This window comes from Streptomyces sp. DvalAA-43, from assembly GCF_900091725.1.
Taxonomy (GTDB): Bacteria; Actinomycetota; Actinomycetes; order Streptomycetales; family Streptomycetaceae; genus Streptomyces; species Streptomyces pulveraceus.
Map to the genome: position 1 here is coordinate 88,486 of NZ_FMBW01000064.1, position 15,932 is coordinate 104,417.

The 15,932-nt window shown below is 72.7% G+C and carries 15 protein-coding genes; 7 read left to right on the forward strand and 8 right to left on the reverse strand.

Translation table 11 applies throughout. The features are described 5' to 3' along the window. Position 1 precedes the first annotated feature (1 nt). Positions 2-1,507, forward strand: coding sequence for a precorrin-2 C(20)-methyltransferase (locus tag GA0115234_RS26260; protein ID WP_093546377.1), 1,506 nt, complete (start codon positions 2-4; stop codon positions 1,505-1,507). Here GA0115234_RS26260 and GA0115234_RS26265 read toward each other — a convergent pair. After that, positions 1,492-2,280: a cobalt-precorrin-6A reductase gene (locus GA0115234_RS26265; protein WP_093546380.1), complete on the reverse strand. Its 789-nt coding sequence runs from the start codon at positions 2,278-2,280 to the stop codon at positions 1,492-1,494. The two genes, GA0115234_RS26260 and GA0115234_RS26265, sit on opposite strands and share 16 nt — an antisense overlap. Before the next feature lie 11 nt (positions 2,281-2,291). Here GA0115234_RS26265 and GA0115234_RS26270 point away from each other — a divergent pair, with 11 nt between their 5' ends. Then, positions 2,292-3,407: a cobalt-precorrin-5B (C(1))-methyltransferase gene (locus GA0115234_RS26270; RefSeq protein ID WP_093546383.1), complete on the forward strand. Its 1,116-nt coding sequence runs from the start codon at positions 2,292-2,294 to the stop codon at positions 3,405-3,407. A 29-nt stretch (positions 3,408-3,436) separates the two neighbouring features. Here GA0115234_RS26270 and cobM read toward each other — a convergent pair whose 3' ends face one another. Continuing rightward, positions 3,437-4,186 (reverse strand): precorrin-4 C(11)-methyltransferase, encoded by a 750-nt coding sequence (gene cobM, locus GA0115234_RS26275; RefSeq protein WP_093546386.1) that lies wholly within the window; start codon positions 4,184-4,186, stop codon positions 3,437-3,439. Next, positions 4,183-5,484 (reverse strand): precorrin-6y C5,15-methyltransferase (decarboxylating) subunit CbiE, encoded by a 1,302-nt coding sequence (cbiE, locus tag GA0115234_RS26280; RefSeq protein WP_176729279.1) that lies wholly within the window; start codon positions 5,482-5,484, stop codon positions 4,183-4,185. Before cbiE ends, cobM begins: the two co-directional genes overlap by 4 nt. 136 nt (positions 5,485-5,620) lie before the next feature. On the opposite strand from cbiE, the gene tsaD reads away from it, so the two are divergent. Further along, entirely contained in the window at positions 5,621-6,727 is a 1,107-nt protein-coding gene (tsaD, locus tag GA0115234_RS26285; RefSeq protein WP_093546392.1) for a tRNA (adenosine(37)-N6)-threonylcarbamoyltransferase complex transferase subunit TsaD, read from the forward strand. Between the two features lie 203 nt (positions 6,728-6,930). Here tsaD and GA0115234_RS26290 read toward each other — a convergent pair whose 3' ends face one another. The 3 genes from GA0115234_RS26290 to cynR all read right to left on the reverse strand — a co-directional run bounded on the left by GA0115234_RS26290 (position 6,931) and on the right by cynR (position 9,674). After that, positions 6,931-7,863, reverse strand: coding sequence for a peptidase (locus GA0115234_RS26290; RefSeq protein ID WP_202554186.1), 933 nt, complete (start codon positions 7,861-7,863; stop codon positions 6,931-6,933). Positions 7,864-8,056: 193 nt separating this feature from the next. Further along, positions 8,057-8,704: a GntR family transcriptional regulator gene (locus tag GA0115234_RS26295; protein WP_093546398.1), complete on the reverse strand. Its 648-nt coding sequence runs from the start codon at positions 8,702-8,704 to the stop codon at positions 8,057-8,059. Positions 8,705-8,720: 16 nt separating this feature from the next. Beyond that, positions 8,721-9,674: a transcriptional regulator CynR gene (gene cynR / locus GA0115234_RS26300; protein ID WP_093546401.1), complete on the reverse strand. Its 954-nt coding sequence runs from the start codon at positions 9,672-9,674 to the stop codon at positions 8,721-8,723. A 222-nt stretch (positions 9,675-9,896) separates the two neighbouring features. Here cynR and GA0115234_RS26305 point away from each other — a divergent pair, with 222 nt between their 5' ends. From GA0115234_RS26305 to GA0115234_RS26320, 4 genes are all read left to right on the forward strand, one after another. Continuing rightward, entirely contained in the window at positions 9,897-10,496 is a 600-nt protein-coding gene (locus GA0115234_RS26305) for a carbonic anhydrase (protein ID WP_093546404.1), read from the forward strand. 68 nt (positions 10,497-10,564) lie between these two features. Then, positions 10,565-11,035: a cyanase gene (cynS, locus tag GA0115234_RS26310; RefSeq protein ID WP_093546407.1), complete on the forward strand. Its 471-nt coding sequence runs from the start codon at positions 10,565-10,567 to the stop codon at positions 11,033-11,035. A 104-nt stretch (positions 11,036-11,139) separates the two neighbouring features. Beyond that, positions 11,140-11,640: a nucleoside deaminase gene (locus tag GA0115234_RS26315; RefSeq protein WP_093546410.1), complete on the forward strand. Its 501-nt coding sequence runs from the start codon at positions 11,140-11,142 to the stop codon at positions 11,638-11,640. Positions 11,641-11,782: 142 nt separating this feature from the next. Beyond that, positions 11,783-12,772: a CehA/McbA family metallohydrolase gene (locus GA0115234_RS26320; protein WP_107405814.1), complete on the forward strand. Its 990-nt coding sequence runs from the start codon at positions 11,783-11,785 to the stop codon at positions 12,770-12,772. Positions 12,773-12,795: 23 nt separating this feature from the next. Here GA0115234_RS26320 and GA0115234_RS26325 read toward each other — a convergent pair whose 3' ends face one another. Together GA0115234_RS26325 and GA0115234_RS26330 are read right to left on the reverse strand one after the other, a co-directional pair. Continuing rightward, on the reverse strand, positions 12,796-14,844 hold the full coding sequence (locus GA0115234_RS26325) for a prolyl oligopeptidase family serine peptidase (RefSeq protein ID WP_093546413.1): 2,049 nt from the start codon (positions 14,842-14,844) through the stop codon (positions 12,796-12,798). 61 nt (positions 14,845-14,905) lie between these two features. Continuing rightward, entirely contained in the window at positions 14,906-15,868 is a 963-nt protein-coding gene (locus GA0115234_RS26330; RefSeq protein WP_237541755.1) for a helix-turn-helix transcriptional regulator, read from the reverse strand. Between the last annotated feature and the right edge of the window lie 64 nt (positions 15,869-15,932).

A 15,932-nucleotide genomic window follows, 5' to 3' on the forward strand; every position in this document is an offset into this window, starting at 1 on the left:
CGTGAACGAGCAGCAGACGGGCCGGCTGTACGGGGTCGGGCTCGGTCCCGGCGATCCGGCTCTGATGACCGTACGCGCGGTGGAGATCATCGCCGAGGCCGATGTCATCGCCTATCACAGCGCCCGGCACGGGCGGTCGATCGCCCGGTCCATCGCGGCGAAGCACATCCGTGCCGACCATGTGGAGGAGCCGCTGGTCTATCCCGTCACGACGGAGACCACGGACCACCCGGGCGGTTACCGGGGGGCGATGGAGGAGTTCTACGCCGAGGCGGCGGCCCGCCTGGCGGTGCACCTCGACGCCGGGCGCACGGTCGCCGTGCTGGCCGAGGGCGACCCGCTCTTCTACGGCTCGTACATGCACATGCACAAGCGTCTCGCCGACCGCTACCCGACCGAGGTGATCCCGGGCGTCACCTCGGTCAGCGCGGCCGCCGCGCGGCTCGGTACCCCGCTCGTCGAGGGCGAGGAGGTGCTGACCATCCTGCCCGGCACCCTGCCGGAGGAGGAGCTGACCGCCCGGCTCGCCGCCACCGACGCCGCCGTGGTCATGAAGCTGGGCCGGACGTTTCCCGCCGTGCGCCGCGCCTTCGAGACGTCCGGGCGGCTGCCCGAGGCGCGTTATGTCGAGCGCGCCACGATGGCCGGGGAGCGTGTGGGCGAGCTGGCCGAGGTCGACGCCGACTCCGTGCCGTACTTCGCGGTCGCGGTGCTGCCCAGCCGGATCGGGGCACCGCGTCCCGAACGTGCCCCGGAGGGCGGCGGGGTGACCGTGGTCGGTACCGGCCCGGCCGGGCCGCTGTGGCTGACGCCCGAGACGCGCGGGGCGCTGGCCGCCGCCGACGACCTGGTCGGCTACACCACCTATCTCGACCGGGTGCCGGTCCGTCCGGGGCAGGTGCGCCACGGCTCGGACAACAAGGTCGAGTCGGAGCGTGCCGAGTTCGCCCTCGACCTGGCCCGGCGGGGGCGGCGGGTGGCCGTGGTGTCCGGCGGCGATCCGGGGGTCTTCGCCATGGCGACGGCCGTCCTGGAGGTGGCCTCGCAGGACGCGTACGCGCAGGTGCCGGTGCGGGTGCTGCCGGGGGTGACGGCGGCCAACGCCGCCGCTGCCCGTGCGGGTGCGCCGCTGGGCCACGACTACGCCGCGATATCGCTCTCCGACCGGCTCAAGCCGTGGGAGGTCATCGCGGAGCGGCTGCGGGCGGCCGCGACGGCGGATCTGGTGCTCGCGCTGTACAACCCCGGTTCGCGCAGCCGGACCTGGCAGGTCGGCAAGGCGCGCGACCTGCTGCTCGAACACCGCTCGCCGGACACCCCGGTGGTCCTCGGCCGGGATGTCGGCGGTCCGGCCGAGAGCGTGCGGACGGTGCGCCTGGGCGACCTCGATCCCGCCGAGGTCGACATGCGCACGATCCTGCTGGTCGGTTCCTCGCAGACCCGCTGGGTTCGGCGCGGTGGCGGGGAGCAGATCGTCTGGACGCCCCGCCGCTATCCGGAGGACTGAGTACGGGCGGCCGTCGGCCGCGGGCCGTGGCGGAGGTGTTCGCGCAGCCACTCCACGGCGGGTTCCGGTCCGTCGACGACCGGGATGCCCCGGGGCACCGGCGGCCTCCGCACCACCACCACCGGGATCCGCGCCTCGCGGGCCGCGGTGAGTTTGGGGGCGGTGGCGGCTCCTCCGCTGTCCTTCGTGACGACGACGTCGATGCGATGGCGGCGGATCAGCTCGCGTTCCCCGTCCAGGGAGAACGGGCCCCGGTCGAGCAGGACCTCCATGCGGGCGGGGTGCGGCGCTTCCGGGGCGTCCACCGAGCGCATCAGGAACCACAGCTCGTCCAGACCGGCGAAGGCGGCCAGCCCCATCCGCCCCGTCGTGAGGAACACCCGCCGTCCCAGCGCGGGCAGTGCCGCCGCGGCCTCGGCGAGGGAACCGGCCGCATGCCAGTCGTCGCCGTCGCCGGGCACCCAGCCGGGTCGGCGCAGTGCCAGCAGGGGAACATGGGCGGCAGCGGCGGCGGCTGCCGCGTTGAAACTGATCGTCCCGGCGAAAGGATGGGTGGCGTCGATGAGCGCGTCCACCTGGTGCGTACGCAGCCATGCGGCGAGCCCCTCGGCTCCCCCGAAGCCACCGATGCGGACCTCGCCCGGCGGAAGCCTCGGGCCGGACACGCGTCCGGCGAGCGAACTCGTCAGCCGGGCACCGGCCGGGAGCAGTTCCACCAGCGACTCGGCGAGGCGACGGGCCTCCGTCGTGCCGCCGAGTACGAGTACATGCATCGGATCCATCCATGGGTGAGAGCGAGGGCGGCCGCGACGCCCAGCTGAAACACACCGGTCTGCGGCCCGGCTGGACCACCGGCGCCTGTGCGACCGCGGCGGCCACCGCCGCGTACACGGCCCTGCTGACGGGTGACTTCCCCGACCCGGTGACGATCACCCTACCCAAGGGGCAGACGCCCGCTTTCGCGCTCGCGGTGGAGGAGCTGGCGGAGGGCCGGGCGACGGCCGGGGTGGTCAAGGACGCGGGCGACGACCCCGATGTGACGCACGGCGCTCTGGTGCGGGTGACCGTGCGGAAGCTGCCGCCGGGCTCGGGTGTGGTGTTCCGGGCCGGGCCCGGTGTGGGCACGGTCACCCTTCCCGGGCTGCCGCTGGACGTCGGGGAGCCGGCGATCAATCCCGTGCCGCGCGGGATGATCCGCGACCACATCGCGCAGGTCGCCGCGGAGCACCGGGGTTCGGGGGACGTCGAGGTCACCGTGTCGGTGGACGACGGCGAGGAGATAGCCCGTTCCACCTGGAACCCGCGCCTCGGCATCCTGGGCGGTCTGTCGATCCTCGGCACGACGGGGGTCGTGGTGCCGTACTCCTGCTCGGCGTGGATCGACTCGATCCGCCGCGGTGTGGACGTGGCCCGTGCCGCCGGGCACACCCATGTGGCCGGGTGCACGGGTTCCACCTCGGAGAGGACCGTGGTGTCCGAGTACGGGCTGCCGGAGATCGCGCTGCTCGACATGGGGGACTTCGCGGGCGCGGTGCTGAAGTACGTACGCCGTCACCCGGTGGACCGGCTCACGGTCTGCGGCGGGTTCGCGAAGCTCTCGAAGCTCGCCGCCGGCCATCTGGACCTGCACTCCGCCCGGTCCCAGGTCGACAAGCCCTTCCTGGCCGGGCTGGCCCGGCGCGGTGGTGCGGACGAGGCTCTGGCGGCCGAGGTGGCGGTCGCGAACACCGGTCTCGCGGCGCTCCAGCTGTGTCTCGCGCGGGGTGTGCCGCTCGGAGACCTGGTGGCCGTGGCGGCGCGGGACGAGGCGTTGTCGGTGCTGCGGGGTGCGCCGGTCGCCGTGGACGTCATCTGCATCGACCGGGCGGGCACGGTCGTCGGGCGCAGCAGTGTGCGCTGACCGTCCGCCCGGCAGATGCGGCGGTGCCGTCAGCAGACGTGGCGTTCGCGTCCGGGCGAGTAGAGGTGGCTGTCCCGGAACTGCTCGGCGCCCAGGGTGCGGCCGACCATGATGACGGCGGTACGGAGCACGCCCGCCGCCTTCACCTGCCCGGCGATGTCGTCGAGGGTTCCGCGCAGGACGAGTTCGTCCGGGCGTGAGGCCAGTGCCACGACGGCGGCCGGGCAGTCGGCCCCGTAGTGCGGCAGCAGTTCCTCGACGACTCGGTCCACGTACCGGGCGGCGAGGTGCAGCACGATCAGGGCGCCGCTGCGGCCCAGCGTGGCCAGGTCCTCGCCCTCCGGCATCGCGGTGGCGCGGTGGGCGATCCGGGTGAGGATGACGGTCTGACCGACGGTCGGCACGGTCAGCTCACGCTTGAGCGCGGCGGCGGCGGCCGCGAACGCGGGCACGCCGGGCACCACTTCGTACGGGACACCGGCCTCGTCGAGCCGCCGCATCTGCTCGTTGACCGCGCTGAAGACCGAGGGGTCGCCCGAGTGCAGCCGGGCCACGTCGTGACCGGCCCGGTGCGCGGCCGTCAGCTCGGCGGTGATCTGGTCGATGTCCAGCTGCGCGGTGTCCACCAGGCGGGCGTCCGGGGGGCATTCGGCGAGCAGTTCCTCGGGCACCAGGCTGCCCGCGTACAGGCACACTCCGCAGGAGGCGAGTGTGCGGGCACCGCGCACGGTGATCAGGTCGGCCGCCCCCGGGCCCGCGCCGATGAAATAGACGGTCATCCGTTGTCTCCTGGGTCTTGCGCGGGCTCCTGTGCTGAGCTGTCCGCTTCGGTACTGGTCGAGGGTTTGCGTACGGACCACTGGGTGACCGGCATGGCCTGCCGCCAGCCGGTGAAGCCGCCGACCGGCACGGCGTGGGCGACCGCGAGCCGGACCAGGTCGCCGCCGTGACGGCGGTGCGCCTCGGCGAGCAGCGCCTCGGACTCCAGTGTGACGGTGTTGGCGACCAGCCGTCCGCCGGGCCCCAGCGCGTCCCAGCAGGCGTCGAGGAGGCCGGGCGCGGTCAGCCCGCCGCCGATGAACACGGCGTCGGGTGCGGGGAGTCCGGCCAGGTCGCCGGGGGCCCGGCCGGTGACCACGCGCAGGGCCGGTACGCCGAGGCGGTCGGCGTTGCGCACGATGCGTGCGGCCCGTGCCGGATCGCGTTCCACGGTGACCGCCCGGCAGGACGGGTGGCTCCGCATCCATTCGATCGCGATGGATCCCGAGCCTCCGCCGATGTCCCAGAGGAGTTCGCCGGGGGCGGGCGCGAGCACGCCGAGGGTCGCGGCCCGGATGTGCCGCTTGGTGAGCTGGCCGTCGTGCTCGTATGCCTCGTCGGGCAGCCCGGGAACGGCGCCGAGGCGCGGTGCTCCGGGGGCGCGCCGGCATTCGACCGCGATGATGTTCAGCGGGTCGCCCGGGGAGTGCGGCCAGTGGTCCGCGGTGCCCTCCAGGCATGCCTCGTCCGCCCCGCCGAGCTGTTCGAGCACGCGCAGACGGCTCGGGCCGAAGCCCTGTTCGCGCAGGAGTCCGGCGACTGCGGCCGGGGTGTCGGCGTCCGCGCTGAGGACGAGCACCCGCCGTCCGTCGTGCAGAGCGGCGGCGAGCCGTGCGGCGGGGCGGCCGACCAGGGTGACGGTCTCGGTGTCCTCGACCGGCCAGCCGATCCGGGCACAGGCGTAGGACACGGACGACGGGTGGGGCAGGATCCTCAGCGCATCGGGGCCGAGCACTTCGGTGAGGGCCCGGCCGATGCCGTAGAACATCGGGTCGCCGCTGGCCAGGACGGCGATCCGGCTCCGGGCGTGCGCGGCGAGCAGGCCGGGGACGGCGGGCCGCAGCGGCGAGGGCCACGGCACGCGTTGCCCCCGGCAGGACGGCGGGAGCAGGGCCAGCTGCCGCGCGCCACCGATGAGCACCTGGGCGTCGGCCAACGCCGCGCGCGCCGCGTCGGGCAGTCCCGCCCATCCGTCGGCGCCGATTCCCACGACGGTCACCGCAGGTGGGACGGGTGGTGCGGGTGGAGCGAGAGTCACGGCCGGTACCTCGGTGTTCAGGGGATGACGCAGCCGAACTCTACTGTCCGGCCGTGCTCGGTCCACGGCCAGGTCGCCACCCCCGTACCCTTATTGCAAACTATTCGCAACTAATCATGAAGTGCGGGAGTGTGCTGTGGGGTCTCCGGTGGTGCTCGGAATCGAGTCGTCGTGCGACGAGACCGGCGCGGGTCTCGTCCGCGACGGGCGGCTGCTCGGGCAGGCGGTGGCGTCGAGCATGGACGAGCACGCGCGGTTCGGCGGAGTCGTCCCGGAGATCGCGGCCCGTGCGCATGTCTCGTCGCTGACCCCGGTGGTGTCCCGGGCCCTGGCCGAAGCGGGGCTGCGCATGAAGGACATCGGCGCGGTCGCCGTCACCACGGGCCCTGGTCTGTCGGGGGCGCTCCAGGTCGGCCTGGCCGGCGCGAAGGGGCTCGCGTACGCGCTGGGCGTGCCGCTCCACGGGGTGCACCATCTGGCCGGGCACGTGGCCGCCGACACTCTGGAGCACGGCCCGCTGCCCGATCCGTGCGTGGTCCTGATCGTGTCCGGCGGCCACACGTCCCTGCTGCTCGTGCGCGATCTGGCCCGCGATCCGATCCTGCATCTCGGCGACACCCTCGACGACGCGGCCGGCGAGTGCTTCGACAAGGTCGCCCGTGTCTTCGGCCTGCCCTATCCGGGCGGTCCGGCCATCGACCGGGCGGCGCGGACGGGCGACCCGGGCGCGGTGGCGTTCCCGCGTCCGCTCACGGGGCCGGGCGACGCCCCCTACGCGTTCTCCTTCTCCGGCCTGAAGACCGCCGCGGCCCGCTGGGCGGAGCAGCACCGGATCCGCCGGGCCCGGCTCCCCCTGGCCGATGGAGCCGCCGCGCTCCAGGAGGCCGTCGCGGACGTGCTGACCCGCAAGGCGGTGGCCGCCTGCGACGCGTACGGCGTGGGCACGCTGGTCGTGGTGGGCGGCGTGGCCGCCAACTCCCGCGTACGGGCCCTGGCCCAGGAGCGGTGCCGGTCCGCCGGAATCACCCTGCGCGTGCCGCCGCTGCGGCTGTGCACCGACAACGGCGCGATGATCGCCGCGGTCGGGGACCTGCTGGTCCGCGCGGGCGCACTACCGGCACCACTGGACGTGTCCATCGACCCGTCGGCGCCACTGGAGTACGCCGCGCTGCATCCGGTCGCGGGCAGCGGCACCGGGGCCGTCGGGCGCGCGGACACCGCCGTCCGGGGCACGCTTCGGTGATCAGCGTTCCCCGGGGATGCGACAAGTGAGCCGACGCTCGCGGGATCACGCGGACTCTACGTCGGATCCGCGCAGCCGAGACGAGCACTCCCCCATGGCATGTGCGGCAGACATCGAGGTCCGGATCGATCACGGTGACCGCTCCGGGGCCGGGGCACGAGCCCCGGCCCCGGAGCGGCACGAGTACCGAAGGAGCAGCCCGGTCAGGCGTTCTGGGCGCCGTTCCAGACGTCGTACGCGGCGTTTCCGTACGCGGACGTGGCCGCCGCCGCTCCGTAGCTGCCGGAGTAGGCACCGGTCTGTATCGCGTTGCCGTCGGACTGGTAGTTCTCGATCCAGGCGCCGCCGCTGGCACCGCCGGACAGGCCGTTGCAGTTGTCCATCAGGCGCTGCCCGCCGGGCCCCGCGTAACCCTGGCCCTCGCACCAGACGGCATAGTCCTTGTCGGCCGGCAGACCGATGATGTGCGCGTAGTTGCTGGACCAGTTGAAGCCGAGCCCGGTGGAGCCGACGACGTCCTGCACATGCCGGCCGTCCGGGGTGTCCAGGACGAGGAAGGCGTTGTCGTTCTCCTGACCGCCTCCCGTGACCCAGCCCGCGCTGCGCCAGCCCCACCAGCCGTAGGGCGCGTTGCCCTTGTTGTAGTTGGGCGCAAAGCGGTAGTTGGTGCCGCCTTCACCGAAGCCGCAGTGCCGCGCGGTCGCCACCACCGAACGGTTGTTGCTCGTGACAACGTTGCCAGAGCAGATGTAGTCGCCCTTGCCCGGGATCGTGAAGTACAGGCGCCCCACCGTCCCCCACACGCTGGCCCGGGTCTCAACTCCCGAGCTCGCCTGGGGTCTTGTCGCGGGTACGTGCACCGGTTCGCCGCCCTGCCCGGCGGCCGCGACGGTCAGGGGCCGCGTCTCGGAGCCGGCGTCGGGCGCGGGCATCGGCCGGGCCGCGCGGATCCGCGCCGGGGTCCAGTAGGCGTCGAGTCGGGCGCGCGACTCGGTGTTGACGACCTGGGCGGTCCCGGTCCGGGAACCGGTCGGCCGCTCCTGTGCGACGGCCGTGACCGGCGTCAGCGCCGCGCACAGACTCGCTGCCGCGACGCATGCGGTGAGGGTGGTGCGGGTGAATCGACGTAAGCGCATGGGTACCTCTCTGGTTCGGGAGATGGAACCGGCACGCCCACTGTGTCAGCCCCGAGCCGGAAGAGGGCCGACATTCGGTCAACTCCGTTGTCGGCAACGGCCATTGCGATGCATCCCGCCCCAGCGCCGGAGCGTGAAGGGCCTCCGGCGCCGGGGCCGCGATCGGCCCGGCGCGCGGGCCGGGCCGTGCCGTTCAGCCCTGCTGCCCGCGCCGGGCGGCCGCCGCGTTGCGGCCTGTCACCAGGTGCTTGCCGGCCAGCTGCTCGACGCTCACCACATCGCGCTCGGCGATCGCCCGGTACAGGCCCTCGTGTTCCCGCGCCACGCCCTCAAGGTCGTCGTGCTGTCCCAGCAGCCAGCGCATCCTGCTGCGAAGGGTGCTCTGGAGCTCGTTCAGGAGCTCGTTGTCGGCCAGCGCGGTCACCGTCTCGTGGAAGTCGGCGGCGGCCCGGCGGGCCCGTACGGCGTCCCCCTTGTCCGCCGCCTTCAGCTCGGCGTCCAGATCCGCCCGGAGCTTCTCCAGCCCCGCCCGGGTACGCCGTTGGGCCGCGAGCCGGAAGGTCAGGGCCTCCAGGGCCGCGCGGACCTCGTCGAGGTCCTCGACGTCCGCCGGCGTGAATTCCCGTACGACGGCCCAGGTCCGCGGCCTGGGTGTGACCAGCCCCTCGGTGACCAGTGCCTTCAGAGCCTCTCGTACGGGCAGCCTGCTCACCCCGAGCTCCGCGGCGAGTTCACGCTCGACGAGTTTGCTGCCCGGCTCACGCACACCGTCGATGATCTCGTCACGCAACTGGCGCGTGACCCGTTCCGACTCGGGCTCGAAGTCCCCAGACCCTGTCATGCGCTCGATTCTCTCATCACTCGATGTCCCCATTCGGCATGCCGCCCGCGGCTCGGGTTCCTCGGGCCGGTGCGTATCCGCGGGCACGGACCAGGTCGCGGGCGAGCCGGGTGAAGGCGCGGGCGGCGGCGCTCTCGTAGGCGCTCTCCCGGTGCAGCAGGGTGGCGACGCGGGTGGGCAGTGGAGGGTCGATGGGAATGGGCGCGAGGTGGGGGTGGTCGTCCGTGATCGCGTCGGGCAGCACGGTGGCCAGCGTGCCGGTGCGCCGGACGATTTCCGTGAGGGCCTGGATGGTGTTGGCCTCCACGGCGATCGGCGGGCTGACGCGGTGCTCGGCGAGGTAGCCCTCGATATGGCCGCGGGTAGCGAAGTCGCTGCTGAGCAGGGCGAGTTGCTGGTCGGCCAGATCGCGCACGGGAAGCGGCCGTTCGGCTCGGGCCTCGGCGCGGGACGTGGCGACGACGAGGCTGAGGGTTTCGGTGAACAGCGCGGTCGGGATGACACCGGGCGGATGGGGTCCCTCGAAGGCGATCCCGAGGTCGAGATCGTCGGCCAGCAGGCCCGCCTCGATACGGTCCTGCGTCATCTCCCACAGGTCCAGCGTGATGCCGGGATGGCGGGTGTGCAGCGCCTCCACGAGGGGACCGACGAGATAGGCGGTGAAGGTCGGCGTCACCGCCAGGCGCAGATGCCCCCGGGAGAGGTCGGCGACATCGAGGACGGCACGGTCGGCGGCCGCCAGTTCCCGCAGTGCGCGCCGCGCGTAGTGCACATAGGCCTCGCCCGCGTCGGTGGCGCGGACGCCACGGCCGCCGCGGTCGAGCAGCTGGACGCCGACGACCCGCTCCAGCTGCTTGATCTGCTGCGACAGCGTCGGCTGCGAGATGCGCAGCTCTTCGGCGGCGCGCGTGAAGTTGCCGTGCTCGGCCACCGCGATCAGATAGCGGAGGTGACGCAGTTCCGGACCCATGAGCGAAGTATAGAGACAGCCAATCGAAATCACCTCCAGGGCGCCCTGTTGTCTATGACCCCTGGGATGCCCGGGGCGAAGGGGCGTCACCGGCGCCACTTCAGATGTATTGATGCAATCTATAAAGATGATGGATACCAAGACTTGGACACTATAGGCACAGGTCATGCATGGTGGATCTCGTCAGCCACTCGGGCCGACACCCACCGAAAGGAGTGACCGATGCAGGACTTCACGGACGGCCTCGCGCGTTTCCACCGCGACGTCTTTCCGGCAAAGGCGGGGCTCTTCGCCCACCTGGCCACGACGCACCGGCCGAAAACCCTGTTCATCGGCTGCTCGGACGCCCGGGTGGTCCCCGAGCTGATCACCCAGAGCGACCCCGGCGAGCTGTTCGTCATCCGCACCGCGGGCAATCTCGTTCCGGCCCACGCGTTCGGCCCGGACGGCATCGCGGCGAGCATCGAGTACGCCGTCGCCGTACTGCACGTGACCGACATCGTCATCTGCGGCCACTCCTCCTGCGGCGCGATGACCGCCCTGGCCGAGGAGCACGACCTCAGTGCCGCGCCGGTCATCGCCGGCTGGCTGCGGCACGCGGACGCCGCTCGGGCCCGGACCGCCGCCGCGCCGGCCGCATCCGGACCGGCCAGGGTGGCCGCCCTGGTCCGGGCGAACGTGGCCGCACAGCTGCGGAACCTGACCACCCACCCCTCCGTGGCCCGCGCCCTGGCGGAACGGACGCTCACGCTGCACGGCTGGGTGTTCGACATCGCCACCGGGACCGTCGAGCCGGTCGACGCCGCCCTGGCCGCGGCCTGACCACCACCCCCACCCCCAAGACCGCCCGGCCCCGCATCGAGGCCGGCACCCCGAAAGGAATCCCCGCCATGGCACACGCCCAGTTCGACCCCACCGCCCGCCAGGCCCTCTCCGTCGCCGCCGTCGAGGCGAAGACCCGCAAGGACCTGACCTGGCAGCAGATCGCCGACGCCGCCGGACTGTCGGTCGCCTTCGTCACCGCCGCCGTGCTCGGCCAGCACGCCCTGCCGGAGCACTCCGCCGAGGCCGTCGCCGAGCTCCTCGGCCTCGACGAGGACGCGGCGATGCTCCTGCAGACCATCCCGGCCCGCGGATCGATCCCCGGCGGCATCCCCACCGACCCGACCATCTACCGCTTCTACGAGATGCTCCAGGTCTACGGCACCACCCTCAAGGCCCTGGTCCACGAGGAGTTCGGCGACGGCATCATCTCCGCGATCAACTTCAAGCTCGACGTGAAGAAGGTCGCCGACCCCGAGGGCGGCGAGCGCGCCGTCATCACCCTCGACGGCAAGTACCTCCCCACCAAGCCGTTCTGACCTCACCCGGCACACCGAGCGAGCGGGCCGGACCACTCCGCACGGCGGAGTCCGGCCCGCCCCCGCTCCCCCACCCCACCGATCGCTTCCCCGGAGGACCTCCCGTGGACTTCGCCCAGCGCACCATCGACATCGCCCGCCAGAATGTGGAGGAGGGCGGACGCCCCTTCGCCACCGTCATCGTGAAGGACGGCGAGATCCTCGCCGAGAGCCCCAACAAGGTCGCCCAGACGAACGACCCCACCGCCCACGCCGAGATCCTCGCCATCCGGGACGCCTGCCGTAGGCTCGGCACCGAGCACCTGGTCGGCACGACCATCTACGTGCTCGCCCACCCCTGCCCGATGTGCCTGGGGTCGCTGTACTACTGCTCCCCCGACGAGGTCGTCTTCCTCACCACCCGTGACACCTACAAGCAGCACTACGTCGACGACCGCAAGTACTTCGAACTCGAAACCCTCTACGGCGAGTTCGCCAAGGACTACACCGAACGGCGGCTGCCCATGCGCCACGAGCCGCATGACGGTGCCGTCGATGTGTACCGGCTGTGGCAGCAGCACAACGGCGGCGACCGGCACGTCCCGGGTGCGCCGACGGCCGCGTAGTCGGGCGGGGTGCTTTCCCCGCTCCCTCCTACGGAGCGGCGCCCGGCCGAGAAGGTCACGGTATGACCCGGGCACCCATGAGACGGCCCTGCCGGGGCAGGCTCGGAGTGGCGGGTCCGCATCGAGACAGTGGGGGGAACGGATGCCCGAGCCGGAATTCCCGCCCACGCGTGTGAAGGGCCGGGGCCGCGGTTGGTACCGGGGTGACTGTCACGTGCATTCGGTGTACTCGGACGGCAGCCTGACGCCGGACCGACTCGCGGCCGGTGCCCGTGCTGCGGGGCTGGACTTCCTGGCGACCACCGAACACAACAACGCCGAGGCGCACGGTGCCTGGAACCACTGTGCGGGCGACGGTCTGCTGGTGATCCTCGGCGAGGAGGTCACCACCCGCACCGGGCACTGGCTCGCACTGGGCCTCCGCCCCGGGCAGGTGGTCGACTGGCGCTACGGCCTGCGGGACGAGCGGGTCGACCGCCATCTGGACGAGGTGCACCGGGCCGGTGGCCTGTGTGTGGCGGCCCATCCGCACGCACCGTACGCCTCGGGCACGTTCATGTACCCGTACCAGGGCTTCGACGCGGTGGAGGTGTGGAACGGGCGGTGGAGCTCGGACCTGCCGTGGAATGCCGACAACGAGGCCGCGCTGGCCGAGTGGGGGCGCGGTCTGGCCGCGGACGTCCACCGGGGGCGGTGGCGTCCGGCGATGGGCAACAGCGACACCCATCTGGAGGACCAGATCGGCATCCCCCACACCGTCGTGTTCGCCGAAGAGCTGAGCACCGAAGCGGTCCTCGCCGCGATCCGGGCCGGCCGGAGCTGGATCGCCGAATCGGCCGCTGTCGAGCTGTCGTTCACGGCCTCGGCCGGTGGTCCGCGCGCCGGAATCGGTGAGCGGCTGGTGGCGGGGGACGCTCCGGTCGAGGTGCGGGTGGACGTACGCGGGGTGCCCTCGGGCACGGTCGGCTTCCACACCGAGCGGGGACGGGCGCACCACGCGTCGCTGCCCGGATCGGGATCGGGCACCGTGACATGGCGCACCGGCCCGGCCGAGACCTCGTTCGTCCGGGTCGAGGTGCGCCACCCCGGCGGGCACATGGCGGCGCTCAGCAACCCGATCGTCCTGGGCTGAGCCGAGCGGGCGGCGCCGTCCGGTCAGTCCCCCTCGTCCGGTCGCACCGGGGCGAGGTGCTGCCACAGGAAGGTGTGCGTCAGGGCCTCGTTGTGGGCGGACTGTTCGTTGTCGCCGGCGCCCGCGTGGCCGCCGCCGGTGTTCTCGTGGAGGAGGACCGGGTGGCCCTGCTCGCGCAGCCGGGCGGCGGCCTTGCGGGCGTGGCCGGGGTGGACGCGGTCGTCGCGGGTCGAGGTGGTCAGCAGGACCGGCGGGTAGACCCGGTCCGCGGTGAACTGGTGGTAGGGGGAGATCTCGCGCAGGTGGGGACGGTCGGCTTCGGTGTCCGGGTTGCCGAATTCGGCGGTCCAGGAGGAGCCCGCGAGGAGCTTGTGGAAGCGGAGCATGTCCAGCAGCGGCACCTGTACGACGATGGCGCCGAACAGGTGGGGGTAGCGGGTGAGCATCGCGCCCATGAGCAGGCCGCCGTTGCTTGCCCCCGTGGCTCCCAGCATGGCCGGGGTGGTGATGCCCCGTGCGACGAGGTCCCCGGCGACGGCGGCGAAGTCCTCGTAGGCCCGCGGCCGTTGCGCGCCGAGCGCGGCCTGGTGCCAGTCCGGTCCGTACTCACCGCCCCCTCGGATGTTCGCGACCACATAGGTGCCGCCGCGCTCCAGCCACGCCCGGCCCGTCACCGCGTCGTAGGAGGGGGTGAGGGAGACCTCGAAGCCGCCGTAGCCGTGGAGCAGGGCGGGGCGAGGGCCGGGGCCGTCGGGGGAACGGTCGGGACCGATCACGAAGTACGGCACCCGCGTGCCGTCCGGGGAGGTCGCGAAGAACTGCTCGGCCGTCAGGCCCGCCGTGTCGAAGCGGGCCGGGGCCTGCTTGAGGGTCTCCGAGTCCGCGCCGATCCACCCGTGGTGGAGGGTGGACGGCTGCAGGAACCCCGACATGTCGAGGAAGTACTCGTCGGAGACGTCCGGGTCCGTGTCCACGACCGTCACGGCGGACAGTGCCGGGACGTCCGCGAGCGGGCGGCGGGTCCAGCCGCCTCCGTCGGCGGGGGTGAGCACCTCGATGCGGGTGCAGACGTCGCGCATCGTCTCCAGGAGCAGATGGTGGCGGGTCCAGGAGTGCCCGGACAGGGCCGTGCGCTCGTCCGGGGTGAACAGCACCTCCGCGGTACGGTCGCCCGCCAGGAAGGCGTCGAAGTCGAACGCCAGCAGGGAGCCGGCCGGCTGTCCGAGCCAGTCGGACTTCAGGGTGACGATCAGGTGCTCGCGATGGGCGTAGGCACTGGCGTCGTCCGGAACGTCGATCCTGATGAGCGTGGCTTCCGGGGTCAGCAGGAACGTCTCGCTGCGGAAGAAGTCCAGCCACCGGGCGACGAAGTCCCGCTCGAAACCGGGGGTGGTGTCGTGCCAGGCCCAGGCCGCCACGTCCCCCGTCCCGGCCTCGAAGACCTGGGCGGCGTCCTCCAGCGGCGTGCCGCGCCGCCATCTGCGGACCGTGCGCGGATAGCCGGCGTCGGTCAGGGAACCCGGGCCGAAGTCCGTGCCGACGAAGACGGTGTCGGCGTCGATCCACCCGATCCGTGTCTTCGCCTCCGCCACCTGGAAGCCGCCCTCGACGAAGGTGCGGGTGGCGAGGTCGTACTCACGGACCACGACGGCGTCACCACCGTCCCGCGACAGGCACACCAGGGCCCGGTCGTCATCGGGGTGACGCAGCCGCGCCCCCGCCCAGATCCACTTCTCGTCCTCCGCCGCGGCGAGCGCGTCGACGTCCAGCAGGATCTCCCACTCGGGAGCGTCCTTGCGGTACTGCTCCAGCGTCGTGCGCCGCCACACTCCACGCGCGTTCCCGGCGTCCCGCCAGAAGTTGTAGAGGAACGTGCCGTGCCGAACCGTGTAGGGGATACGGTCCGAGGCGTCCAGCACCTCCCGCAGGCGCTCCTTGAGGTCGGCGAAGCCGGGGTCGGCGGCCAGTGCCGCGTCCGTCTCGGCGTTCCACTCGGCCACCCACCGGAGCGCGGCCTCGCCCTCGATGTCTTCCAGCCACAGGTACGGATCTTCATCACTCACACACCGCATTGTGCAGGCACGGACCGCGCGCCGGGACCACATCCACGCGTCGCGCGCCGGGCGCGCGGGGTCACAGCCAGCCTCGGCGGGCCGCGATCACACCGGCCTGGAAGCGGTTGGCGGCGCCGAGGAGCTCGTGCAGTCGGCTGATGCGGCGGCGCATGGTGCGGACGGACCAGCCGAGCTGACGGGCTATCGCCTCGTCCTTGAGGCCGCTGACCAGGAGGGTGAGTACGAGCCGGTCCTCCTCGCCGAGCGGGTCCTCGGCGGGGGCGTTGAGGGGCACGGCCTGCTTCCAGCACATCTCCCAGTAGCCGGTGAGGGCGTCGAGCAGGGTGGACGGGCGGATCACCGCGGCGCGGACGTCGTCGAGGTCGAGGGAGAGCGGCATCAGGGCGAGCTTCCGGTCTGCGATGGCGAGTTTGATGCCCAGGCCGGGCAGGACGCGGGCCTGTTCGCCGTGCCGGACCAGCTCGCGGATGTCGTCGAGGACGCCCGGCCACTCCAGGGCCTCGGGGGCGTAGACCGCGCGGTAGCGCACGCCGCGGCCGAGCGCCGTCGCCTCCACCGGGTTGGAGGTGGTCAGGGCGTACGGCGGCCGGTCCAGGGTCATCACGTCCTCGTGGGCCTCCTGCTGGAGGCGGACGAACCAGCGGCCGAGGGCCTCGCTGCCGGTGGTGATCTCCACCTCGTCCTCGTCGGTCGCGCCGGTCTGCGCGGCGGCGAAGAGCCGGGACAGCTCCCCGGCCGCCGTGCGGACCCGCTCCAGCTCATTGGTCCTGGCCCGCACCAGGGCCTCGACGGCGGCTCCCGGCTCGATCGCGGCGTACCGGCGGCGGGCGCCGGCGAGCCGGCCGACCAGTCCGTGGTCGCGGAGCCGGTCCAGCGCCCTGGCGACACGCTCGGCCGAACATCCGAGGTCCGCGGTGAGTTCGGCGGGGGCCGCCGTACGCCGGGTCAGGACGGCGCGGTAGACGCTCTCGTCGAACGGATCGATGCCTGCCGCGGTGAGTTGGGAAGTCTCGGGAGTCATGGACGGATCGTGGCCCAGTTGTGCCAGCGGCAGCAATGGGCCACGAAGATCAGTTGTGCGGCAA